Source organism: Streptomyces sp. NBC_00096, assembly GCF_045041305.1.
Taxonomy (GTDB): domain Bacteria; phylum Actinomycetota; class Actinomycetes; order Streptomycetales; family Streptomycetaceae; genus Streptomyces.
Genome location: NZ_CP108221.1, coordinates 3,426,290 through 3,449,532, shown reverse-complemented (window position 1 = coordinate 3,449,532; position 23,243 = coordinate 3,426,290). Strand labels below are relative to the sequence as shown.

Below are 23,243 nucleotides of genomic sequence, written 5' to 3'. Positions count from 1 at the left end.
GCCGGAACACCATGCGGATGACGGGGATGACGCGGATGACGGGAATGGCGAGCAGTCTGCGCTGGAAGATCGCCATGACCACCACGGCGGTGTGCTGCGCGGTCGCGGCGGCGCTCGGCATCCTGGTGCACAACGTGGTCGCCCACCAGCTCGTCGGGGAGGTCCGCAAGGACGTGGACCGGGAGCTGGACTACGCCCTGAGCCAGTACGAGTACGGCACCTCGCACGGGGGCGGGAGCAGCGCCCTGAACCCGCCCCGTCTCCCCGAGCCCCTCCGGCAGCTGGTCTCGCGCGGACTGACCGGGAGCATGGTCGGCACCCAGGACGGCAAACCCGTCATGTGGGCCGCCGGGCCCGCCGACGGCAAGGCCCTGGCCGTGTGGATCCCCTACGGGAGCACCCGCGACCGGCTCCGGAAGATCGACACCGCGATCCTCGTGTCCGCGGTGCTCGCAGCCGGAGTGGTGGCGCTCGCCGGTCTCTTCCTCGCCGACCGCATCAGCCGCCGGCTCTCCACCACGGCCGCCGTGGCCCGCCGGATCAGCGCAGGGGACCTCGACGCGCGCGTCGGCTTCCCCTCGGACGGCCCGGGCCCGGGCCCCCGCTCCCGCGACGAGGTCCGGGACGTGGCCCACGCGCTCGACTCGATGGCGGCCTCGCTCCAGGGCCGGCTGGAGGCGGAGAAGCGGTTCACGGCGGACGTCGCACACGAGCTGCGCACCCCGCTCACGGGCTCACTGGCCGCGGCGGCCCTGCTGCCCGAGGGCCGGCCCAAGGAAATGATCAACGACCGGCTGAAGGCCCTGCACCTGCTCACCGAGGACCTGCTGGAGATCTCCCGGCTGGACTCGGGCGTCGAACGGGCCGACCTGGCCCGGGTGGAGCTCGGCCGGGCCGTGGAGCGGGCCGTGGCGAGCACTCGGCTGAGCGTCTCGGTACGGGTCGACCGGGACGCGGTGGTGCTCACCGACCGGCGCCGCCTGGACCGGATCCTGGCCAACCTGCTGGTCAACGCCGACAAGCACGGGCAGCCGCCGATCGAGGTGAACGTCACGGGCCCGCTGGTGACCGTGCGCGACCACGGACCGGGCTACCCGGCCGAGCTGATCGAGCAGGGCCCGCAGCGCTTCCGCACCGGAGATCCGGGACGCGGCCGCGGCCACGGGCTGGGCCTGACCATCGCGGCGGGGCAGGCGGCGGTGCTGGAGATCGCGCTGGGCTTCTCCAACGCCCCGGACGGGGGCGCCGTGACCACGCTCCAGCTGCCCGTCGGGCGCCTACTGGAAGGAAGTTGAGCGGCGCGGCCGATGTTTCACGTGAAACATCGGCCGCGCCGCCCGGTCAACTCACGTCGGTTCAACTCACGTCGGTTCAACTCACGTCGGTTCAGACGCCGATGTTCTTGCCGTCCTTGCGCCAGACGGAGACGACCGCCGGACGGACGATCTTGCCCGGACCGTCGGGCCACACCGACTGCGGGTTCTCGACGGACGCGCCGTCGATCTCGCCCGGGTGCTGGACGGCGACCAGGACGCGCTTGTCCTGGACCAGCGGGCCACAGGTCTCGGCGCCGCGCGGGACGGTCAGGAACTGCTTCAGCTCGCCGCGGCGCTCACCGGCGGTCGCGACGCCGAACAGGCCGTCGTGGGAGCCGAGCTGGTTGCCGTCCGTGGAGATCCACAGGTTGCCGTGCGGGTCGAAGGTCACGTTGTCCGGGCAGGAGATCGGGCTGACCTTGTCCTTCGGGAAGCCCGCGAAGAAGGTCGCCGGGTCGTTCGGGTCGCCCGCGACCAGGAAGAGGCGCCAGGCGAACCCGTCGCCGGCCGGGTCGTCGAAGTTCTCGGCGAGCTCCAGGATCTGGCCGTGCTTGTTCAGGTTGCGCGGGTTGGCCTCGGTGGCGCCTTCCTTGCCGGGCTTGCCGCGGTCGGTGTTGTTGGTCAGGACGACGTAGACGCGGCCGGTGCGCGGGGAGGGCTCGATGTCCTCGGGGCGGTCCATCTTGGTCGCGCCGACCTTGTCGCCCGCCAGCCGCGTGAAGACGGCCACCTCTTCGGCGCTCATGCCCTCGACGTGCGAGACGTTGCCGGAGGGGGAAGAGGTGAGGAGCTTGATCCACACGCCGGAGCCGTCGTACTGGCCGTCGGAGGGGAGCTTGCCGGTGCCGTCGATCTCGGCGGCCGGGGAGTCACCGGTGAGCTTGGCGACGTAGAGGGTGCCCTCGTCGAGCAGCGTGAGGTTGTGCTCCTTCGCCGCGCGGGAGTCGCCCTTCTTCATCTGCTTCGACGAGACGAACTTGTAGAAGTAGTCGAAGCGCTCGTCGTCGCCCATGTAGACGACCGGGCGGCCGTCCTCGGTGAGGCGGGGCTGGGCGCCCTCGTGCTTGAAGCGGCCGAGCGCGGTGCGCTTGCGCGGGGTGGAGTTCGGGTCGTACGGGTCCAGCTCGACGACCCAGCCGAAGCGGTGCGGCTCGTTGGGCTCCTGCAGGGTGTCGAAGCGCTTGTCGAACCGCTCCCACTTGCGCTCGGTGGCGCCGGCGGTCACGCCGTAGCGCTTCAGGCGGGCGGCCTGCGTGGCGTCGGTGACCTGGCCGGCGTTGGCGAAGTACTGGTTGAAGTTCTCCTCGCCGTGCAGCGTGGTGCCCCACGGGGTGGTGCCGCCGGAGCAGTTGTTCAGCGTGCCGAGCACCTTGGTGCCGGTGGCGTCGACCGAGGTCTTCACCAGGGCGGAGCCGGCGGCCGGACCGGTCAGCTTGAACTCGCTGGTGGCGGTGAGGCGGCGGTTGAGCTGGTGGCGGTTGACCGAGGTCAGCTTGCCGCTGCGGTGGTCCTCCTGGACCACGACGACGCCGAGGCCGTGCGCGGCCCAGGCGATCTCGACCTGCTCGCGGGTGGGGTTGGCCGGGTCGTAGCCCTTGAACATGAGGTTCTCGTCGGTGTACTCGTGGTTGGCGACGAGCAGCTGCTGGCGCTCGTAGTCGCCGCCGAGCGGGAGAAGGCTCAGGAAGTCGTTGTTGTACCCGAACTGACCGGCCTGGGCGGCGGCGGTCTGCTTGTCGGAGTTGAAGGCGGGCGCGCCCTTGACGATCGGGTCGCCCCAGCGGATGACCACGTTCTGCTCGTGGCCCTCGGGGATCGAGACCTGGTCGACGGTGTTCGGCGCCACGGCCTTGAAGCGCAGGCCCCGGGCGCCGTCGGTGTTGCCACCCGCGCCGCCGGTGGTCCGGGCGTCGGCGGCGGGGTCCGCGCTGGCGGAGGAGCCGTTGCCGCTGAGGGTGAGGGCGGTACCGGCGGCCGAGGCCACCGTGACGACGGCGGCCGAGCGGAGCATCGAGCGGCGGGAGTAGGCACGGGCGATGACGTCGCCGACGTACTCGTTGTCGCTGGTGTTCGGCACCTCGTGGAAGCAGGCGTCACCGCAGCGGTAGCGGCAGGTGAGGGCGGAACGGCCGCCCCCGTGAGAGGTGCCGATGAGCGGCAGGAGCTTGCGCACGAGTGTCCTCCGTTGATGCACGGTCCCCGACAACGTGTCGGAACAATCTGCCGGTGACGCTAAGCGCGGGTTGCGCCGAAGCGGCGGCGGACGGATGAACGGCCGGTGAATCCGGCACGTCGGAGCGGCAGTTCGGGTGCGCAACGGGTGTGTTTGGGCAGTGGGCGCCACGAAAGGTGCCCCTGCCGAAGTTCCAGCCAAGGGGCCGATAACCTTACGTGTCCACTCTGGGCAGGGATCTACCGCGCAGCACGGACAAATGACGCACGCACTCATGCGAAAGGCCTGGCCCATGGGTATTCGGAGCTTGTTGCGCAAGGTGTTCGGACGGACCTCTGAACCGGTTCCGGAGACGACCGGCGCCCCTTCGGCGTCCCTTCCGAGCCAGACCGAACGCACTCCACTGGACGCGGCGGCCGAACTGGTCGCGGCCTCCTTCGACAACCCCACCGTCCCTCCTCAGTCCGCTCCCCGGGACCGCGAACCGGGCACCGTCCTCACGGCCCCGGCCCCGGCCCCCACCCCGGACCCCACGGTCCCGGAGGCCCGCCGGTCTCCTGCCGGGGGGGCTTCCACGCTTCCCGCGGCCCCGGCCGCGCCGAAGGCCGACGCCGTCGCACCGCAGCCACACAAGCCGGAGCCCGCCGCTGCCGCCGCCGAGCCCGAGGCGGAGCCGGCCGAGGCGCTCGCGCCCGAGGCGGAGCCGGCCGAGCCCGAGGCCGAAGCAGCCGCCCCCGAGGCGGAACCGGCCGCCGCCGCAACGCCGGAGGCGCAGCCCCTGGCCGCCGAGCCCGAGGCGCTCGCGTCCGAGGCGGAGCCGCTGGCCGTCGCCGCTGACGCCGAAGTTGCCGAGCCGCAGGCCGAACCGGCCGCCGCAGCCGAGCCGGAGGCGAAGGCGGCCGACGAGCCGCTCCCGATCGCCCCCGAGCCGGAGCCGGCCGAACCCGAGGCCGAAGCAGCCACCCCCGAGGCGGAACCGGAAGCCGAGCCGCTCGCGGCTGCCGCCGTCGCGCCGGAGGCGGAGTCCCTGGCCGCCGACGCCGACGCCGACGCGGAGGTCGGCGCGCCCGCGCTCTCCCTCGCCGCCCTCAAGCGGCAAGCGCCCGCGCTCGCAGCCCCGTACAAGGCCGCCGGGCAGGTGCTGCGCGCCAAGGGGAAGGCCGGGGCGCGCGCCACGGTGTACCTCGTCCTCGACCGTTCGGGGTCGATGCGGCCGTTCTACAAGGACGGCAGCGCCCAGTACCTCGCCGATCACGCCCTGGCACTGGCCGCGCACCTCGACGAGAACGCCACCGTGCACACGGTGTTCTTCTCCACCGAGGTGGACGGCACCGCCGACCTGACCCTCGACGCGTACGACGGGGCCTGGGTCGAGGCCCGCCACGCGGAGCTCGGCCGGATGGGCCGCACCAGCTACCACGTCGCCGTGGAGGCCGTCGTGGAGCGCTACCAGAAGGACGGCGGCGAGGGCCCGGCCCTGGTCGTCTTCCAGACCGACGGCGCCCCCGACAACCGCCAGCCCGCCAGGGCCGCCCTGGCCGAGGCGGCCGCCACCGCCCCCGGCATCCACTGGCAGTTCGTGGCCTTCGGCGAGACCGACGCCAAGGCCTTCGACTTCCTGCGCAAGCTGGACGCCGACAACGCCGGCTTCTTCCACGCCGGCCCCGCCCCGACCGAACTGACCCCGGCCGCCCTCCTCAAGGGCCTGCTGGAAAAGTTCTAGACGACGCGAAGGGGCCCGGGATCCGTACGGATCCCGGGCCCCTTCGCGTAAGACGGCTTACTGGTGGGGCTTGACCGACTTCTCGACCGGCTCGGTGGTCTTGGTCTCCACCGGCTTGCGCAGCGCGATGTTCAGCTCGCGCAGGCGGGACTCCTCCAGGACGGTGGGCGCGCCCATCATCAGGTCCTGCGCGTTGCCGTTGAGCGGGAAGGCGATGGTCTCGCGGATGTTCGGCTCGTCGGCCAGCAGCATGACGATGCGGTCGACGCCCGGGGCGATGCCACCGTGCGGCGGGGCGCCGAGGCGGAACGCGCGCAGCATGCCCGCGAATTCGCGCTCGACGGTCTCGGCCTCGTAACCGGCGATCTCGAAGGCCTTCAGCATGACCTCGGGCTCGTGGTTGCGGATAGCACCCGAGGACAGCTCGATGCCGTTGCAGACGATGTCGTACTGCCACGCCAGGATGTCGAGCGGGTCCTTCTCCTCCAGGTCCTTCATGCCGCCCTGCGGCATGGAGAACGGGTTGTGGGAGAAGTCGATCTTGCCGGTCTCCTCGTCCGCCTCGTACATCGGGAAGTCGACGATCCAGCAGAACCGGAAGACGTCCTCCTCGAACTGCCCGGCGCGCTTGGCGGCCTCGACGCGGACGCCCGCCATGATCTTGGAGACCTCGGCGAACTCACCCGCCCCGAAGAACACCGCGTGACCGGCGGCCAGGCCCAGGCGGTCGGTGAGGACCTTGACGTTCTCCTCGGTGAGGAACTTGGCGATCGGGCCGGTCAGCGCGCCGTCCTCGCCCACGCGGACCCAGGCCAGGCCCTTGGCGCCCAGCGAGATCGCGTACTCGCCGAGGCCGTCGAAGAACTTGCGCGGCTGCGCGGCGGTGTCCGGGACGGCCAGGGCGCGCACGTGCTTGCCGGCGAACGCCTTGAACTCCGAGCCCTCGAACACGTCGGTGATGTCGACGAGCTCCAGCTTGGAACGCAGGTCGGGCTTGTCGTTGCCGTACTTCAGCATCGACTCGCGGAACGGGATCCGCGGGAACGGCGAGGTGACGGCACGGCCCTTGCCGAACTCGGTGAAGATCTCCGTCATCAGCCGCTCGATCGGCTGGAAGACGTCCTCCTGCTCGACGAAGGACATCTCGACGTCGAGCTGGTAGAACTCGCCCGGCGAACGGTCGGCGCGGGCGTCCTCGTCGCGGAAGCAGGGCGCGATCTGGAAGTACCGGTCGAAGCCGGAGATCATCAGCAGCTGCTTGAACTGCTGGGGCGCCTGCGGGAGCGCGTAGAACTTGCCCGGGTTCAGACGGGACGGGACCACGAAGTCACGGGCGCCCTCGGGGGAGGTCGCGGTGAGGATCGGGGTCGCCATCTCGTTGAAGCCGAGGGCCACCATCTTGGAGCGGATGGAGGCGATGACCGCCGAGCGCAGCATGATGTTGCGGTGCATGCGCTCGCGGCGCAGGTCGAGGAAGCGGTACTCCAGGCGCCGCTCCTCGTTCACACCGTCGTCGGTGTTGATGGTGAAGGGCAGCGGGGCGGCGGCGCCGAGCACCTCGACCGCGGTGACCTCGACCTCGATGTCGCCGGTGGCGAGCTCCGGGTTCACGTTGTCCGCGCCGCGGGAGACGACCTTGCCGTCGATGCGGACGACGGTCTCCTTGGTGACGCTGCTGAGCGCCTCGTTCGCGGCGGTGCCGGGACGGGCGACGAGCTGCGTGATGCCGTAGTGGTCACGCAGATCGATGAAGAGGATGCCGCCCAGGTCTCGACGATTGTGCAGCCAGCCGCTCAGCCGGACGTCGGAGGCGACGTCGGAGGCACGGAGCTCGCCGCACGTGTGGGACCTGTACCGATGCATCAGTCATCCAGTTCTACGTGATACCAGGGTGGATTCAACCGTCCCAAGGTTACCGTCCGGGGCGGGGGCCCGTGCGGGCGCGGCGACAGGGTGCCCGCACGGGGGTGGTGAACAGGCACGTCAGGCGTATGACCTGTAAAGATGACCGAGTGCGCACAGAGGACGTCCTGGCCGCCATCGCGACCGGTTTGTGGCGATGGGACAACGCCTCCGGGACGGTCACCCTCGACGGTGAGGCCGCCCGGCTGCTCGGGCTGCCCGCCGAACCCGTCGCGCTGCCCGAGGTCGCCGTGCGCTCGCGCTTCCACCCGGTGGACTGGAACGAGATCAACGGCATCGTGAACCTGGCGGTCGCCGAGGGCACCCTCGCCGAGGCCCGGCTGAGGATCATGGACGAGGACGGGCGCGTGCTGCGCACCGTACGGAGCCGCTCGAAGCCGCTGGAGAACCGGACCCCGGACGGCCGCGTCGACTACGAGCTGATCGGCACCATCCAGGAGATAGCCGAGGCCCAGCCCGGCACCACCGCCGTGCACACCCCGATCACCGGCGACTGGCGCCGCTCGCGCGAGGCGTTCCTGCTCGACGCCGGGCGGGCGCTGGCCGAGGCCCGCTCTACGGCCGAGGTCCTGCGGGTGGCGGCCTCGCTGTCCATGCCCGGGTTCATCCCCGACGGGCTGGCCGTCTTCGGCGTGTCCGGCGACCGGCTGTCGATCATCGGGCACCACGGGCACGATCCCGGCGACGAGGGCCCCTTCGCGGACATGCCGCTGCAGACCGACTATCCGGCCGCGGAGGTCGTCCGTACCGGGCGGGCGATCTACCTCCCGAGCCCCGAGGACTACAAACGGCGCTTTCCGGCCACCTGGCCGCTCGCCCAGCGCTTCGGCCGGATCTCCTGGGCGTTCCTGCCGCTGATCGTCGCCGGACGGACCATGGGCGCCTGGATGGCCGCCTTCAAGCACCCGGTGTCCTTCTCCCCCGACGAGCGCTCCGTCCTGACGACGGTGGCCCGGATGCTCGCACAGGCGCTCCAGCGCGCCGGAGTGGCCGAATCCGAGCGGGAACTCACCACCGGACTCCAGCGGTCGATGATGCCCCAGCTGGGCCCCGAGATCCCCGGTATGACGATCGCCGCGCGCTACGTGCCGACCGGCGGCGGGCTCCAGGTCGGCGGCGACTGGTACGACATGATCCCGCTGCCGTCGGGACGGTTCGCGCTGGTCATCGGCGACGTCCAGGGCCACGACGTACGGGCGGCCGGGCTCATGGGCCAGCTGCGGATCGCGGTGCGCGCGTACGCCTCCGAGGGCCACCGGCCCGACGCCGTGCTCTCCCGCGCCTCGCGCTTCCTGGCGGGGCTCTGCTCCGAGCAGGACACGGCCACGGACTCCGAGGACTCCGACTTCCGCAGCCCGCGCTTCGCGACCTGCCTGTACGTGGAGTGCGATCCGCAGACCGGGCTGCTGGAGGTGGCCCGCGCCGGGCACCCCGATCCGGCGATCCGGATGTCGGACGGCACGGTCCTGATGCGCCCCACCGCGGGCGGGCTGCCGCTCGGCATCGTCCCGGACACCGACTACCCCACGACCCGGTTCACCCTGGAACCGGGCGAGACGATGATGCTGTGCACCGACGGGCTCATCGAGACGGGCGGCCACGACCTCGACACGGGCTGGGCGCGGCTGCGGGCGATCCTGGAGTCCCAGACGCCCGGCACCGAGCACGGGGAGCCCGCGCACCTGGAGCCCCGGCACCTCGAAAGACTGGCCGACATGCTGGTCCAGGCGGTGCACGGCCCCTCCTCGCACCACACCACGGGCCCGCTGGCCGACCGGCGCGAGGACGACATCGCCGTGGTGCTGCTCTGCCGCGAGGGCGCGGGCTGCGGCTGCGAGTCCCCGCTGCTGCACCCGTCCCGCCCGGCCCGGCGCACCATGACCACGGTGGCCCAGGCCGAGCCGGAGCGGGTCGCGGGGGTGCGCCAGCAGATCCGGGAGCTGCTGCACGACTGGGCGGACCCCGAGCAGGTGGACGCGGCGGTGCTGATGGTCTCCGAGATGGTGACGAACGTACTGGTCCACACGGACGGGGACGCGCTGCTGATGGCCGAGGCGGTGGGCGAGCTCGGCTCGCGCCGGCTGCGCGTGGAGGTGGCGGACGCCTCGGACGAGCTGCCGCACAAGCGGCATCCGGGAGAGATGGCGTCGAGCGGGCGGGGCGTCCTGCTCCTGGAGATGCTGGCGGACGACTGGGGCGTGGACCCGCGCGGCCAGGGCAAGTCCACCTGGTTCGCCCTGGACGAGCGTTCCAAACCCGAGCCCGACCCGCTGGACTGACCCCCGGGCGGCGGGCCCCCGCCGTGCTTGGATACAGCCGTGCCGACTCCCCTGCTGCCCGAGCCCGTACGGCGACTCGCCGCCTGGTGCGTCGTCGTCCTCCTCGTCACCGCCGTGCTCGCCCTCGTCGTATGGCTCTGCGCCGTCTTCCGGACGGTCGTCACGCCCGTCCTGCTCGCCGTGCTCGGCACGGCCCTGCTCGGGCCGATGCACCGGCGGCTGGTCGGCATGAAGGTCAACCGCTCGCTCGCCGCCGCCCTCACCTGCCTCACCGTGGTGGCGGTGGTCGGCGGGGCCTCGTACGTCGTCGTCCTCGCGCTCATCGAGACGGGCGACCAGATCGTCGACGCCCTGCGGCGGGCCGGTGAGAGCCTCGCGGAGCACTTCGGGGCGCTCGGCACCTCCCTGGAGGACGTCGCCAAGAGCTCCAAGGACCTGCTCGCCAAGTTCGGCGGGACGGCCGCTTCGGGCGTGGTGACGGGGCTCAGCGTGGTCGGGACGATGATCGCCACGGCCCTGCTGGCCATGGTGCTGATCTTCTTCTTCCTCCGCGACTCCGACCGGGCCGTGGGCACGCTGCGCTCGTCCGTGCCGAGCGGCTCGGGCGACCTGATGGAGGCGATGGGGCGGCGCGCCTACGGGGCCGTCGAGGGTTTCATGCGCGGGACCACCTTCGTGGCCCTGGTCGACGCCGTGCTGATCGGCGCGGGTCTGCTGGTCCTGGACGTCCCGGGCGCCGTGGGCCTGGCCGCCCTGGTGTTCGTGACCGCCTACATCCCCTACCTCGGCGCCTTCCTCTCGGGCGCGGTGGCGGTCCTCGTCGCCCTCGCCGACCGGGGCTGGGTGATCGGCCTGTGGGCGCTGGGCCTGGTGCTGGTGGTCCAGATGATCGAGGGGTACGTGCTCCAGCCCATGGTGCAGAGCCGCACGGTGCAGATGCACCCGGCGGTGGTGATGCTGGCCATCACGGCCGGTGCCAGCGTCGCCGGGATCCTCGGCATGCTGCTGGCCGTGCCGCTGACGGCGGCCGTCTTCGGAGTGGTGTCCGAGCTCCGGACCCGGTACGCGACGGGGCCCGGGCCCGGCCCCGTCGAGGGCTGACGACGACGGCGAGGGCTCAGGCCGTGCCGTCCACACGGGCACGGCCCTCCGTCGGTCGGGCGGGCCCGTCAGTCGGGCGGGGCACTCCGTCAGTCGTGCGGGCCCGTCAGCCGTCCGGGCCCGACAGTCGTCCGGCCCGTCAGTCCTCCGACGCCTCGCCCGTGCCGCGGTGGCCGAGGCCGGTGCGGGCGGTGGTGGGGATGCGGCCCAGCCGGCCGGCCTGGAAGTCGTCGAACGCCTGCTGCAGCTCGTGCTTGCTGTTCATCACGAACGGCCCGTAGTGCGCCATCGGCTCCCGGATCGGCTGCCCGCCGAGCAGCACGATCTCCAGGTCCGGGGCGTGGGAGTCCTGGGACTCGTCCGCCCGCAGGGTCAGCGAGCCGCCCTCGCCGAAGACCACGGTCTGCCCGGTGTGGACCGGCCGCCGGTCCTCGCCGACCGAGCCGCGCCCGGCCAGTACGTAGGCCAGGGCGTTGAAGTCCTCGCGCCAGGGGAGGGTGACCTGCGCGCCGGGGGTCACCGTCGCGTGGATCATCGTGATCGGGGTGTGGGTGATGCCGGGCCCCTGGTGGCCGTCCAGCTCACCGGCGATCACGCGGAGCAGGGCGCCGCCGTCGGGGGTGGAGAGCAGCTGGACCTGGCCGCCGCCGATGTCCTGGTAGCGCGGGGGCATCATCTTGTCGGAGGCGGGGAGGTTCACCCACAGCTGGAGTCCGTGGAAGAGCCCGCCGGACAGGACGAGGGACTCCGGCGGGGCCTCGATGTGCAGCAGGCCCGAACCGGCGGTCATCCACTGGGTGTCGCCGCCGTTGATGACTCCGCCGCCGCCGTTGCTGTCCTGGTGGACGAAGGTGCCGTCGATCAGGTAGGTGACGGTCTCGAAGCCGCGGTGGGGGTGCCAGGGGGTGCCCTTGGGCTCGCCCGGCGCGTACTCCACCTCGCCCATCTGGTCCATCATGATGAACGGATCGAGGTACTGGTAGTTGATCCCGGCGAACGCGCGACGTACCGGGAATCCCTCGCCCTCGAAACCACCCGGGGCGGTCGTGACGGCCAGCACCTTGCGGGCGGTCGTCGTCTCCTGGGCGGGCTCCGCGACGCGCGGGAGCGTCAACGGGTTCTCCACAGTCACTGCAGGCATGGTCGGAACCTCCTTCTGGCGTCGAGTTTAGTTGAAACCCGAACTTTCTGCCACCCGCCAGAACAGAGGGAGCCCCGGGGGAATTCCCCCGGGGCTCCCGGCACCGACCACCGGCACCGACCACCGGCCCCCAGGACCGGCTCAGGACTAGTTCTGGCTCAGCTTGATCGAGTTCATCGGGGACAGGTTCAGCTGCCACGTCGTGCCGGGCGGCTGCACGTACGCGTCACAGTTCCAGCCCTGCGAGTCGAAACAGAGCCGGACCTTCCAGCCCTTGGTCTGGTTGTTGACGACGAAGTGCGTCCCCTCCTGGTTGTAGAGGCGGTAGACCCCTTCCCAGTAGATGTTCGACGGCTGGTCGTTGTTCCAGCCCTTGTCCTGCGGGTAGATGCAGGCGGCGCCGCTCGGGCAACCGTGCGGCCACGAGGTGGCATGGGCCGGCGATGCCGCCAGGACCCCCGTACCCAGCGCCATCACCCCCGTGGCCGCCACAGCCGCGAGCTTCGTGCGCATCGACGTACGTGACATCGCAGTCCCCCTGGTCTGGTCAGTAGGAGCGGGGCTTCCCCCCGCAGCACTGATATTCGGGAGTCGCGGACGGCTCCGCGATCCTTTCGGCCAGCGCCGAAAGGTCGCCCCGCTCAGGCGCCGCTGTGCAGGAGGTCCACGCCCAGTGCGGTCGCGGAGTGCAGGACCGCCTTGCCGTCGCGGGCCGTGGTGATCAGGCCGGCCGCCCGCAGGGTGCGGGTGTGCTCCGAGACCGAGGGGAGGCTGATGTCGAGGTCCCGGGCCAGCTCGGAGGTGGTGCGCTGCTCGATCAGCAGCTGGAGCACGGCCGCACGGGTCCGCCCCAGCAGCGCGTCCAGCGCGCCCTCCGCCCGCTCCGGGGACACCAGGGGCAGGGGGGTCAGCGCCGGGTAGAGGAGTACGTAGGCCCCGTCCGGGTGGTCGTCGAGCAGCGGGCGGCCCGTCCAGAACGGCGAAGGCATCAGCACCAGCCCGCGCCCGCCGAGCCGGACCTCGTAGTCCGGGGGCCGGTCCACCTCCAGGACGGTGCCCGACCAGTCGGCCGCCGGGTGCGTGCTGGCCAGGCAGGCCTTGATCCCGTGGGCGGCCAGCAGCCGGGTCCGCCAGGCCACGTCCGCCTGGAAGGACTGCCGGATCCGCGGCCAGTTCGGGGCGATGAGCACCTCGTACGCGGAGCGGATCGCGGAGTCCAGCTGCTCCCAGGCCTCCCGGTCCTGGTCCCACAGCGAGCGCAGCCAGGACGCGGAGCCGGGCGCGCGGAGCGCGGCGCGGGCCAGTGACTCCGGGGTGAGGAGGCGCCCGCGGTCCCGTACGACGGTGAGGGCCTCCTCCAGGCCGCGGGCGTACGGCTCCACGAAGGGGGGGTTGTCGCCGTCCGGGCGGAGCAGGTCGAACAACGGACGCACCCGCCCGGGCAGCTCACGGGCGGCCAGGCTGCGCCAGCGGCCGAAAACCGCCTGCTCGTCCGTGCGCTGCGTGGCCACGAGCGCCAGGGCCAGCTCCACGAGGGGGAGCGGCTCGCTCGCGAAGGTGACGTTGAGGAGGTCCTCGGCCTCGAAGTGCAGTCTCAGCATGTCCGCCCCCGGCTCCGCGGCTCGGTGGCTAGCCGTACATGCGGCGCATGGCGTAGTCCACCATCTGTTCCACGGCCTTCGCGTCGAAGACCATGCGGTGGTCGCCCTCCATGTCGAGGACGAAGCCGTAGCCGGTGGGCAGCAGGTCGATGACCTCGGCGCCGGTGATCACGAAGTACTTGGACTCCTTGCCGGCGTACCGGCGGAGCTCCTTGAGCGTGGTGAACATGGGGATGACCGGCTGCTGCGTGTTGTGCAGCGCGAGGAACCCGGGGGTCTCGCCGCGCGGGCAGTAGACCTTCGAGGAGGCGAAGATCTGCTGGAAGTCCTCGGCGGACAGCGACCCGGTCGTGAAGGCGCGCACCGCGTCCGCGAGGGACGGCGGCGAGGGCTCGGGGTACAGCGGCGGCGCGTAGCCCTGCTGGGGCTGCGCGTATTGCTGCTGCTGCCCTGCGCTCACGTTCTGGTCATAGCCGTACATGCCCCGAAGCCTACCGAGCGGGCGACCCCCCGGTGCGTCGAGTTCCGGTCAGTGGGACTTCAGCCCGTCGACGAAGCCCGCCCATGCGGTGGCCCCCACGACCATGACGGGCCCGGAGCGCCACTTGGTGTCCCGCACGGGAACCAGCCCGACGACCCCGTCCGCGACCTCGACGCAGTCACCCTGATCACCGTTGGTATAGGTACTCGTCCTCCAGACGGCGTTGCTCAAGTCAGTCCCGCTGTGTGCCATTTCGGAGTTCCTCGGCTGTCGATTCGATCAGGTCGAGGGACGCCTCGGACGGCAGTGCGGCGGCCCTGAGCCGATCGTATGCCTTGCGATATCGCTTCACGATTGCTGGATCGTCAATGACTTGCCCGGAGTACGGACCCTCGGTGTACATGATCGGCGGCTCGTCATCGAACTCCATGAGCTTGATCGACTGCGCCATGAACGGGCTCACGGGGGCGTTCCACGGAAGGATCTGTGGAACGACCCGGCGGCGCCGGGCCAGCCCCGCCACGTGGTCCAGCTGTTCCGCCATCTCCCCGGGCGGAAGCAACGGACTGCGCAGCAGCGGCTCGTGCAGGATCACCCAGTACTCCGGCCGCTGAGGATCGTCGAAGAGCCGACCTCGGCGCAGCCGGTTCCGGACCTTGCTGTCCACCATTTCCGGCAGGTCCAGCGGGTGCGTGGTGTTCGCGATTGCGCGGGTGTAGGGCCCTGTGTGCAGCAGTCCGGGGATAAGCGCATTGGCCCACTCCTCGATGGACCGTGCCCGCTTCTCGGCTTCGGCTACCGGCGCGAAGTACTCGGCATGCCCGTCCAGGCGTGCCTTGCGGACGTCCTCACAGCCCCGGGAGAAGAACCCGTCGGTCTTCAGGAACTGGTCCACGTGTCGCGCCAGGTCCTCCGGCATGCGCCGCTGCCCCCGCTCGATCTCACTGAGGTAGCTGATTCCGTAGAAGGACCCCCCAACCACCTGCTGGAGCGTGTACCCCGCCGTCTCCCGCCTCCAGCGCAGCTCCTTGCCGTAAAAGGCCGGCACGCTCGCCGACCCGTCGATGTCCTTACGTGCGGCCACGAACCCCCACTTTCCACACTTCGCGCTGTGGACTCGAAACCCTTCCCACGCTACGCGGACCCACGCCAGCCTGTGAGGAGTTCGTCACAGACAGTCCGCACAGCGAAAGGGCTCCGCCATGAGCGACCACCCCCACGACCGCGAGGCCACCGAGGCCCTGGAGCAGCTCCGCGCCGCCCTCGCCGGACACGGGATCACCCTCCCCTCCCTCGACCTCCACCTCCTCTCTTACGCCGGGCGGTACGACTCCCCACCCCTCATCGCCCTCGGCAACTGCAACCCCGCCACCGCGCAGCGCCTGGCCGCGGCCCTGGCCACCCCATGAGCGACCTCACGATCCGGCTGCTCGCCACCCCCGGCGCGGTCCCGCTGGCCCGCCACGCAGTGCGGGAGCACCTCGGGCGCGACCCCGACGCCGAGCTCTGTGTGAGCGAGCTGCTCACCAACGCCCTCCTCCACCTGGGCGAGGGCACGCCCGTCACCCTGCGGATCACCGGAAGGGCAGCCCGGACCCGGGTCGAGCTCACCGATCTCGATCCGCGGGAACCCGTACAGCGGCAGGCCGGGAACGATGAGGATTCCGGCCGGGGGCTCGCCCTGCTGGCCGCCGTGGCGCTGCGGTGGGGGGTCCACCGGGACGGCGACGGGAAGACCGTGTGGTGCGAGCTGCCGAGAGAGTCGTCACAGTCCCGCCCCTAGGGGTTGCGTCTTATTACCGACGGGTAGCATCATTACGTTACCGATTGGTATGCACGAAGAACCACTCTCACCGAACCGAGCCTTAACGGAGCCGTCGCCATGGGGCACTACAAGTCGAATCTCCGCGACATCGAGTTCAACCTCTTCGAGGTGCTCGGGCGCGACAACGTGTACGGCACCGGCCCGTTCGGTGAGATGGACGGCGAGACCGCCCGGACGATCCTCAGCGAGATCGCCAAGCTCTCCGAGAACGAGCTGGCCGCCTCCTTCGAGGACGCCGACCGCAACCCGCCGGTCTTCGACCCGGCCACCAACACCGCGCCCGTCCCGGCGTCCTTCAAGAAGAGCTACAAGGCCTTCATGGACTCCGAGTACTGGCGCCTGGGCCTGCCCGAGGAGATCGGCGGCACCACCTCGCCCCGCTCCCTGATCTGGGCCTTCGCCGAGACGATCCTGGGCGCGAACCCGGCCGTGTGGATGTACTCCTCCGGCCCGGCGTTCGCCGGCGTCCTCTTCGAAGAGGGCAACGAGGTACAGAAGAAGATCGCCGCGCTCGCGGTCGAGAAGCGCTGGGGCTCCACCATGGTCCTCACCGAGCCGGACGCCGGCTCGGACGTCGGCGCCGGCCGCACCAAGGCCGTCCAGCAGGACGACGGCTCCTGGCACATCGAGGGCGTCAAGCGCTTCATCACCTCGGGCGAGCACGACATGGAGGAGAACATCCTCCACTACGTCCTCGCGCGCCCCGAGGGCCACGGCCCCGGCACGAAGGGGCTCTCCCTCTTCCTGGTCCCGAAGTTCCACTTCGACTGGGAGACCGGCGAGCTGGGCGAGCGCAACGGCGTCTACGCCACGAACGTCGAGCACAAGATGGGCCTCAAGGCCTCCAACACGTGCGAGATGACCTTCGGCGACCAGCACCCCGCCAAGGGCTGGCTGATCGGTGACAAGCACGACGGCATCCGCCAGATGTTCATGATCATCGAGTTCGCCCGCATGATGGTCGGCACGAAGGCCATCGCGACGCTCTCCACCGGCTACCTCAACGCGCTGGAGTACGCCAAGGAGCGCGTGCAGGGCCCGGACCTCGCGAACTTCATGGACAAGACGGCCCCCAAGGTCACCATCACGCACCACCCCGACGTGCGCCGCTCGCTGATGACGCAGAAGGCGTACGCCGAGGGCATGCGCGCCCTGGTCCTGTACACCGCGTCCATCCAGGACGAGATCCAGTTCAAGCAGGCCGCGGGTGAGGACACCAGCTCGCTGGTCGGCCTGAACGACCTGCTCCTGCCGATCGTGAAGGGCTACGGCTCGGAGAAGTCCTACGAGCAGCTCGCCCAGTCCCTGCAGACCTTCGGCGGTTCCGGTTACCTGCAGGAATACCCGATCGAGCAGTACATCCGCGACGCCAAGATCGACACCCTCTACGAGGGCACCACGGCCATCCAGGGCCAGGACTTCTTCTTCCGGAAGATCGTCCGCGACCAGGGTGCTTCCCTGAACGTCCTCTCCGAGACGATCAAGAAGTTCCTGGCCGAGGCCGTCGGCGGCGAGGACCTCGCCCCGGCCCGCGACGCGCTCGCCAAGGCCGCCGTGGACCTCGAGGCCATCGTCGGCCAGATGATCGTCGACCTCACCGCCACCGGCGAGGACGTCAAGAACATCTACAAGGTCGGCCAGAACACCACCCGCCTGCTGATGGCCTCCGGTGACCTGGTCGTCGGCTACCTGCTCCTCAAGGGCGCCGCCGTGGCCGCCGAGAAGCTGCCGACCGCCTCCGCCAAGGACGCGCCGTTCTACACCGGCAAGATCGCGGCCGCGAAGTTCTTCGCCGCCGAGGTCCTGCCCGGCGTCGCGGTCGCCCGCGCGCTCGCCGAGAGCGTCGACAACACCCTGATGGAGCTCGACGAGGCCGCCTTCTAGGAGGCCCCGTCCCCCCATCTCACAGCTGTACGCGGTGTACGTACGCGCCGACGGCCGGGCCCTCTCTCGCACAGGGGCCCGGCCGTCGCCGTGCCCGCTCCCGGCCGTCGGCGCGCCCGCTCCCTCCGTCGGCGCGCCCGCCGCCCGACGGCCCCCGTACCGCCTGTGGTCTGCGGGTTTCCCGGGTTGTCGGTGCTTCGTGGGACGCTCGTGGTTATGAGTCCACAGGAGCAGCAGCGCGGCAGCAGGGGGTACTCCGTCCCGACCGGGCGCCCCTACGCCCTCAAGGAGCTGCAGTCCGCCGTGGGCAGCCTCGGAGACCACCTCAAGGAGCTCTACGAGGGCGCCCACCCCACCGAGTACGAATCGGTCGCCGACGCCCTCTACACCGCCTTCCAGACCGCCGCCGGGCTCGCGCCCGCCAAGAGCTACACCGGCTGTCCTGAGCACCCGAACGGCGCGCTGGACCCCGAGGCCCCCGACGGCTGGGGACGCTGCCTGATCTGCAACGACCGCCGCCGCCTCGGCCTGCGCGCGCAGGGCGCCCGGGCGGCCTCCGCCGCCCCGCCCGCCGGGGAGCAGCGCCGGCTGGGCTACCCCGTGCCCGAGCCCCCGTACACGCTCCAGGCGCTCCACGAGCGGCTGCGCGCGGTCGAGGAACGGCGCTTCCACCTGAGCCTGTCCTCGCCCCCCGACGAGTTCGTCGCGATGGCCGACGACCTCCACCGCGCCTTCATCGTGGCCCGGGAGCTGTCCCGGCCGCGCAACGCCTCCGGCTGCTCCGAGCACCCGGGCGCACCGATCGACCCCGACGCGCCCCCGGGCGAGGCCTGTATCTTCTGCGCCGGACGCAAAAGACGCGCACAGCGCTCCGCGCAGACCCCGGAGATGCTCCCGCGCATCCGCCGGGGCGAGCGCAGACAGCTGCAGCGCCGCTTCGAGCGTCCGCCGGGCTGACAAGGATCCGGGGCCCGGGCCACACCCCCCGCGACCCCGTCCTTCGACTATCCGCCGCAGTCCGGCCATGGCGAACACGACCGTCGTTAAGGTGAACAACATGAGCTCTCCCGCCGCCCGCTTCGACCGCGGCCACACCGACGATCTGATGACCTTTCTGACGGCGAGTCCGTCGCAGTACCACGCCGTGGCCAACGCGGCCGAGCGGCTGGAGAAGGCCGGATTCAGGCAGTTGGCGGAAACGGACGCGTGGGACGCGAGCACGGGCGGCAAGTTCGTGATCCGCGGCGGCGCGATCATCGCCTGGTACGTGCCCGAAGGCGCCTCCGCGCACACCCCGTTCCGGATCATCGGCGCGCACACGGACTCCCCCAACCTCCGGGTGAAGCCGCTGCCCGACACCGGCTCCCAGGGCTGGCGGCAGATCGCCGTCGAGATCTACGGCGGCACCCTGCTCAACACCTGGCTCGACCGCGACCTGGGCCTGGCCGGGCGGCTGACCCTGCACGACGGCTCCGAACGGCTCGTCAACGTCGACCGCGCGCTGATGCGCGTACCCCAACTCGCCGTCCACCTGGACCGGTCGGTGAACACCGACGGGCTGAAGCTGGACAAGCAGCGGCACATGCAGCCGATCTGGGGTCTGGGCGAGGTCCAGGAGGGCGACCTGATCTCCTTCCTGGAGGAGGAAGAGGGCCTGCCCCAGGGCTCGGTGGCCGGCTGGGACCTGATGGTCCACTCCATCGAGCCGCCCGCGTACCTGGGCCGCGACCGCGAACTGCTGGCCGGGCCGCGCATGGACAACCTGCTGTCGGTCCACGCGGGCGTGGCCGCACTGGCCGCCGTCGCGACCGCCGGCAAGGTCGACCACATCCCCGTCCTGGCCGCCTTCGACCACGAGGAGAACGGCTCCCAGTCGGACACCGGCGCGGACGGGCCGCTGCTGGGCAACGTGCTGGAACGTTCAGTCTTCTCCCGCGGGGGCTCCTACGAGGACCGCGCGCGCTCCTTCGCCGGCACCATCTGCCTCTCCTCGGACACCGGCCACGCCGTGCACCCCAACTACGCGGAGCGGCACGACCCCTCGCACCACCCGCGCGCCAACGGCGGCCCGATCCTGAAGGTCAACGTCAACCAGCGCTACGCGACGGACGGCAGCGGGCGCGCGGTGTTCGTCAGCGCCTGCGAGCGGGCCGGCGTGCCGTGGCAGACCTTCGTCTCCAACAACTCGATGCCGTGCGGCACCACGATCGGCCCGATCACCGCCGCCCGCCACGGCATCCAGACGGTCGACATCGGCGTGGCCATCCTCTCGATGCACAGCGCCCGCGAACTGTGCGGCGCGGACGACCCGTACCTCCTGGCCAACACGATGGTGGCGTTCCTGGAGAGCTGAGCGCGCGCGTGCCCGCCGGGTGTTCCCGGCGGGCACGCGCGCGTCCGTGCGTCCGTCACGCGTCCAACGCGCGTCCGTTACGCGTCCATCCCGGCCAGGACCAGGGGGAGGCGGGACGCGCCGTCGGCGGTGATGCGCAGCGGCACTCCCCAGTCCTGCTGGTGGACGTGGCAGGCCGGGTACTCGTTGGCCGGGTCGTCGTCACAGGAGGCGGCCATCGCCGAGACGTGCAGGACGCCCTCGGTGAGCTCCGGGTTCAGTTCGAGTTCCCGGAACAGGTCCGTGCCCGCGCCCTCCCCCGCCACCAGCAGCCCGGGCGGGGTGGAGGAGACCAGCAGGCGGGTGGAGGGCCCGTAGCGGGTGTCCAGCTTCTGCCCGGCCGGGGCCTGGAAGACCACGTCGAGGCGGAGCGTGCCGGGGGCCACCTCGGTCGCGGCCCGCTGCGTACGGTGGGCGACCGCGTCCACCCGTACGGCCTCCTCGGGAAGCCGCAGCCGGGTCAGCCGGTGCCGGGCGGACTCCACGACCACGATGTCCTCGCCGACGAGCACGGCGTCGCTGGGCTCGCGCAGATCGGTGGCCAGCGTGGTGACCTGCCCGGTCGCGGGGTCGTAGCGGCGCAGGGCGTGGTTGTACGTGTCGCACACCGCGACCGAGCCGTCGGGCAGCACGGTGACGCCGAGCGGGTGCTGGAGCAGTGCCTGGGCGGCGTCGCCGTCCCGGTGCCCGAAGTCGAAGAGCCCGGAGCCGACGGCGGTGGTGATGGCGTAGCCGGCGTCGGTGGCGTGGACGTACCTGATCGAGCTGGTCTCGGAGTCGGCGATCCACAGCCGGTCCTCCGTGGCCGCGAGCCCGGACGGCTGGGCGAACCAGGCCTCGGCGGCCGGCCCGTCGTGCAGCCCCTCGTTGGTGGTGCCCGCTGCCAGGGCGACGGTGCCGCTCTCCGGGTCCCAGGTCCACAGCTGGTGGACACCGGCCATGGCGATCCACACCCGGCCCTGCCACCAGGCCACGTCCCACGGCGAGGACAGGTCCACCTCCAGGGCCGGGCCGGAGGTCGGGGACCCCTGCCACCACTGGCGGCCGGTCCCGGCGACGGTCTCCACGGCCCCGGTCCGGGGGTCGAAGCGGCGCAGCGCGTGGTTCACGGTGTCGGCGACGACCACGGACCCGTCGGGCAGCAGCGCCAGCCCCTGCGGCTCGCTGAAGCTCCCGGCGCCGAACCCGCGCTCCCCGCTCCCGATCCGCCGTACGACGACCTCCCCGTCGGGGGACAGCTCCACCAGCTGGTGCCGGGTCGTGTCGGAGACGAGGAGGTTCCCGGACGGCAGCACGAGCGCCTTCCCGGGGAACCGGAGATCCCCCGCCACCGGCTCGGGAGCCACGTACGGCCCGTCCCCGCGCCGCAGCGTCCCCTTGGCCTCGTGCTCGGCCTCCAGCTCCTCCACGAGCCGCGCGATGGCGTGCGCGTGCCCCTCCCCGGCGTGCTGCGCGACGACGTACCCCTCGGGGTCGATCACGACGAGCGTCGGCCAGGCGCGGACGGCGTACTGCTTCCAGGTCGCGAGCTCGGGGTCGTCGAGCACGGGGTGGTGCACCCCGTACCGCTCGACGGCGTCGACGACGGCGGAGTGATCGGCCTCGTGCACGAACTTCGGCGAGTGCACGCCGACGATCACGACGGTGTCGCGGTGCTTCTCCTCCAGCTCGCGCAACTCGTCGAGCACGTGCAGGCAGTTCACACAGCAAAAGGTCCAAAAATCGAGGACGACGATCCGTCCTCGCAGGTCGGCGAGGGTGTACGGCTTCCCACCGGTGTTGAGCCAGCCACCTTTGCCGATCAGCTCGGGGGCACGGACACGGGCACGGCGGGACGCGGGCGCGGGGGTGTGCGCCGGGGCGGCATCGTTCATGCTTCAAGCTTGCCATCCGCGTATGAACACCGGATCACGCACGTACGGCAGACCCCGGGACGAGCTCCACCCGCCGGGGTGACGACGCCACCGGGGGCCCCGTGGGACGCTGGGCTCACGCAGCGAAGGAGGCGTCCGGCATGACCACCGCGCACGACTACAGCCAGGGCATCGACCCCGAGCACGCGCTGAAGTACGCGATCCAGCGCTGGCATGGCGACCGCTCCGAGATCGTCGAAGGGATCCTCACGCACGTGACACCCAGCTGGGCGCACGAGCGAGCCGCGAAGCTCGTTCGTCGCCAGATCGAAGCCCGAGTGGACGAGCTCGGCTGCGTCGAAGGGTCCGGGAATCTCGACCTGCCCGGTTCAGCGAATTGGTACGTGCCGGACATCGCGGTGGTCCCCGATGAGCTCGCGGACGGCGGCGGGGCCCTGGTCCCCGACCAGACCCTGCTCGTGGTCGAGATCACCTCCGAGTCCAACGCCGACACCGACCGGGTCGTGAAGCGCAAGCGGTACGCCGAATACGGGGCACCGCTCTACCTCCTCGTCGACCGGATGGACAAGACCGCCACCCTCTTCTCCGAGCCCGGGCGGCTCGGGTACGGCAAGGTCGACGGGCCGCACCCCTTCGGGACCCCGGTCCGGCTGCCGGAGCCGTTCGGGATCGTGCTCGACACCAGCGGGCTCTGAGCGCGGAGGGGGTCAGGCTCCGAAGCTGTGGAGGGAGTGGACCAGGGTCGTGACGAAGTGGTCCTGGACCTCGGTGGGGAGGAGGTCCAGGGAGAGGTACGGGTTGAGGTCCTCCAGTTCGACCAGGAGGAGGTCGCCGGAGGGGGCGCGGCAGGCGTCCACGCGCTGGATGCCGTGCGTGAGGGTGTTCCAGGTGATGAAGGTCCGGGCGAAGGACAGGTCGGCCGGGGTCGGAGCGTAGGGGACCAGGTCCCAGCGGCGGTCCGGGTCGGGGGCGTGGAGGGCGTACTGGAAGGCGTCGTCCACGAAGTAGAAGGACACCTCGTACGCGAAGTCGATCCGGGGCTGGATCAGGAACTCCCCCGGTGCGCAGTCCGGGTGCGGGGTGAAGGTGAGGCCTATCGAGTCCGCGCCCTGTTTCGGCTTCACCGCGTAGGTGGGTGAGGGCGGGAGGAGGGACAGGTCCGCCGGGTCGTCGATCGTCGGGATGACCGGGTGGCCGGCGGCGGTCAGGTCGAGGAGGTACTGCTTGCCCGCCATGTCGCCGCGGCCGGTGAGCGGGTTGTAGACCCGGGTGCCCGCGGCCAGCGCCGCCGCGCGGAAGGAGTCGTAGGCCTGCTGGTAGTGCAGGACCGGGCCGCTGTTGCGGACGAGGACCGTGTCGAAGGCCGGGAGGAGGGCCTCGGCGTCCAGCGGGTGGCACAGGGCCAGGTCGAAGTGCTCGCGCAGGCGCGAGGTGAGGAGGATGTCCTCGTCGCAGTAGCGGCGGCCGCGGGCCGGGTACGCCAGGTCGGTCACGTAGAGGATCGGCATGACGGGAACCTATCGCGGGCAG

Annotated in this window: 20 protein-coding genes; 10 read left to right on the top strand and 10 right to left on the bottom strand. The window is 71.3% G+C overall.

Annotation, left to right across the window (positions count from 1 at the left end; genetic code table 11):
* Nucleotides 1-26: 26 nt before the first annotated feature.
* On the top strand, nucleotides 27-1,295 hold the full coding sequence (locus tag OG904_RS15085; RefSeq protein WP_405491153.1) for a sensor histidine kinase: 1,269 nt from the start codon (nucleotides 27-29) through the stop codon (nucleotides 1,293-1,295).
* A gap of 91 nt (nucleotides 1,296-1,386) precedes the next feature.
* Here the strand turns inward: OG904_RS15085 and OG904_RS15080 are convergent, their stop codons facing one another.
* Nucleotides 1,387-3,489 carry a PhoX family protein gene (locus OG904_RS15080; RefSeq protein ID WP_405491151.1) on the bottom strand — a complete coding sequence of 701 codons (2,103 nt, stop codon included), beginning with the start codon at nucleotides 3,487-3,489 and terminating at the stop codon, nucleotides 1,387-1,389.
* A 292-nt stretch (nucleotides 3,490-3,781) separates the two neighbouring features.
* On the opposite strand from OG904_RS15080, the gene OG904_RS15075 reads away from it, so the two are divergent.
* Nucleotides 3,782-5,212, top strand: coding sequence for a VWA domain-containing protein (locus tag OG904_RS15075; protein WP_405491149.1), 1,431 nt, complete (start codon nucleotides 3,782-3,784; stop codon nucleotides 5,210-5,212).
* A 57-nt stretch (nucleotides 5,213-5,269) separates the two neighbouring features.
* Here OG904_RS15075 and aspS read toward each other — a convergent pair whose 3' ends face one another.
* Nucleotides 5,270-7,075, bottom strand: a complete 1,806-nt coding sequence (gene aspS, locus OG904_RS15070; RefSeq protein WP_405491147.1) for an aspartate--tRNA ligase — start codon at nucleotides 7,073-7,075, stop codon at nucleotides 5,270-5,272.
* Between the two features lie 149 nt (nucleotides 7,076-7,224).
* Here aspS and OG904_RS15065 point away from each other — a divergent pair, with 149 nt between their 5' ends.
* On the top strand, nucleotides 7,225-9,414 hold the full coding sequence (locus tag OG904_RS15065) for a SpoIIE family protein phosphatase (protein ID WP_405491145.1): 2,190 nt from the start codon (nucleotides 7,225-7,227) through the stop codon (nucleotides 9,412-9,414).
* 39 nt (nucleotides 9,415-9,453) lie between these two features.
* The gene (locus OG904_RS15060; protein ID WP_405491143.1) at nucleotides 9,454-10,515 is read left to right on the top strand and encodes an AI-2E family transporter; all 1,062 of its coding nucleotides are present in this window, start codon (nucleotides 9,454-9,456) and stop codon (nucleotides 10,513-10,515) included.
* Between the two features lie 139 nt (nucleotides 10,516-10,654).
* Here the strand turns inward: OG904_RS15060 and OG904_RS15055 are convergent, their stop codons facing one another.
* The 6 genes from OG904_RS15055 to OG904_RS15030 form a co-directional block, all read right to left on the bottom strand.
* Nucleotides 10,655-11,656, bottom strand: coding sequence for a pirin family protein (locus OG904_RS15055; protein ID WP_405491141.1), 1,002 nt, complete (start codon nucleotides 11,654-11,656; stop codon nucleotides 10,655-10,657).
* 147 nt (nucleotides 11,657-11,803) lie between these two features.
* The gene (locus OG904_RS15050; protein ID WP_405491139.1) at nucleotides 11,804-12,184 is read right to left on the bottom strand and encodes a hypothetical protein; all 381 of its coding nucleotides are present in this window, start codon (nucleotides 12,182-12,184) and stop codon (nucleotides 11,804-11,806) included.
* Nucleotides 12,185-12,297: 113 nt separating this feature from the next.
* Entirely contained in the window at nucleotides 12,298-13,257 is a 960-nt protein-coding gene (locus OG904_RS15045; RefSeq protein WP_405491137.1) for a DUF5937 family protein, read from the bottom strand.
* A gap of 28 nt (nucleotides 13,258-13,285) precedes the next feature.
* On the bottom strand, nucleotides 13,286-13,738 hold the full coding sequence (locus OG904_RS15040) for an SseB family protein (protein ID WP_112448871.1): 453 nt from the start codon (nucleotides 13,736-13,738) through the stop codon (nucleotides 13,286-13,288).
* Between the two features lie 48 nt (nucleotides 13,739-13,786).
* Complete coding sequence (locus OG904_RS15035) at nucleotides 13,787-13,990, bottom strand: DUF397 domain-containing protein (RefSeq protein WP_405491134.1); 204 nt, start codon at nucleotides 13,988-13,990, stop codon at nucleotides 13,787-13,789.
* A complete protein-coding gene (locus OG904_RS15030; RefSeq protein WP_405491132.1) occupies nucleotides 13,971-14,822 on the bottom strand; it encodes a helix-turn-helix domain-containing protein in 852 nt (283 codons plus the stop codon). Before OG904_RS15030 ends, OG904_RS15035 begins: the two co-directional genes overlap by 20 nt.
* Before the next feature lie 118 nt (nucleotides 14,823-14,940).
* Here OG904_RS15030 and OG904_RS15025 point away from each other — a divergent pair, with 118 nt between their 5' ends.
* The 5 genes from OG904_RS15025 (at nucleotide 14,941) to OG904_RS15005 (ending at nucleotide 19,800) form a co-directional block, all read left to right on the top strand.
* Nucleotides 14,941-15,147, top strand: a complete 207-nt coding sequence (locus tag OG904_RS15025) for a hypothetical protein (protein WP_328299832.1) — start codon at nucleotides 14,941-14,943, stop codon at nucleotides 15,145-15,147.
* Nucleotides 15,144-15,521: an ATP-binding protein gene (locus OG904_RS15020; RefSeq protein ID WP_405491130.1), complete on the top strand. Its 378-nt coding sequence runs from the start codon at nucleotides 15,144-15,146 to the stop codon at nucleotides 15,519-15,521. The genes OG904_RS15025 and OG904_RS15020 overlap by 4 nt, the downstream gene beginning before the upstream one ends.
* A gap of 99 nt (nucleotides 15,522-15,620) precedes the next feature.
* Nucleotides 15,621-17,447, top strand: coding sequence for an acyl-CoA dehydrogenase (locus tag OG904_RS15015; protein WP_405491128.1), 1,827 nt, complete (start codon nucleotides 15,621-15,623; stop codon nucleotides 17,445-17,447).
* Between the two features lie 216 nt (nucleotides 17,448-17,663).
* Nucleotides 17,664-18,404 (top strand): hypothetical protein, encoded by a 741-nt coding sequence (locus OG904_RS15010; protein ID WP_405491126.1) that lies wholly within the window; start codon nucleotides 17,664-17,666, stop codon nucleotides 18,402-18,404.
* Between the two features lie 100 nt (nucleotides 18,405-18,504).
* Nucleotides 18,505-19,800, top strand: coding sequence for a M18 family aminopeptidase (locus tag OG904_RS15005; protein ID WP_405491124.1), 1,296 nt, complete (start codon nucleotides 18,505-18,507; stop codon nucleotides 19,798-19,800).
* 77 nt (nucleotides 19,801-19,877) lie between these two features.
* On the opposite strand, the gene OG904_RS15000 is transcribed toward OG904_RS15005, so the two are convergent.
* The gene (locus OG904_RS15000; RefSeq protein ID WP_405491122.1) at nucleotides 19,878-21,713 is read right to left on the bottom strand and encodes an NHL domain-containing thioredoxin family protein; all 1,836 of its coding nucleotides are present in this window, start codon (nucleotides 21,711-21,713) and stop codon (nucleotides 19,878-19,880) included.
* Between the two features lie 140 nt (nucleotides 21,714-21,853).
* On the opposite strand from OG904_RS15000, the gene OG904_RS14995 reads away from it, so the two are divergent.
* Entirely contained in the window at nucleotides 21,854-22,408 is a 555-nt protein-coding gene (locus OG904_RS14995) for a Uma2 family endonuclease (protein WP_405491120.1), read from the top strand.
* A gap of 12 nt (nucleotides 22,409-22,420) precedes the next feature.
* On the opposite strand, the gene OG904_RS14990 is transcribed toward OG904_RS14995, so the two are convergent.
* Nucleotides 22,421-23,221, bottom strand: a complete 801-nt coding sequence (locus tag OG904_RS14990) for a hypothetical protein (protein ID WP_405491118.1) — start codon at nucleotides 23,219-23,221, stop codon at nucleotides 22,421-22,423.
* Between the last annotated feature and the right edge of the window lie 22 nt (nucleotides 23,222-23,243).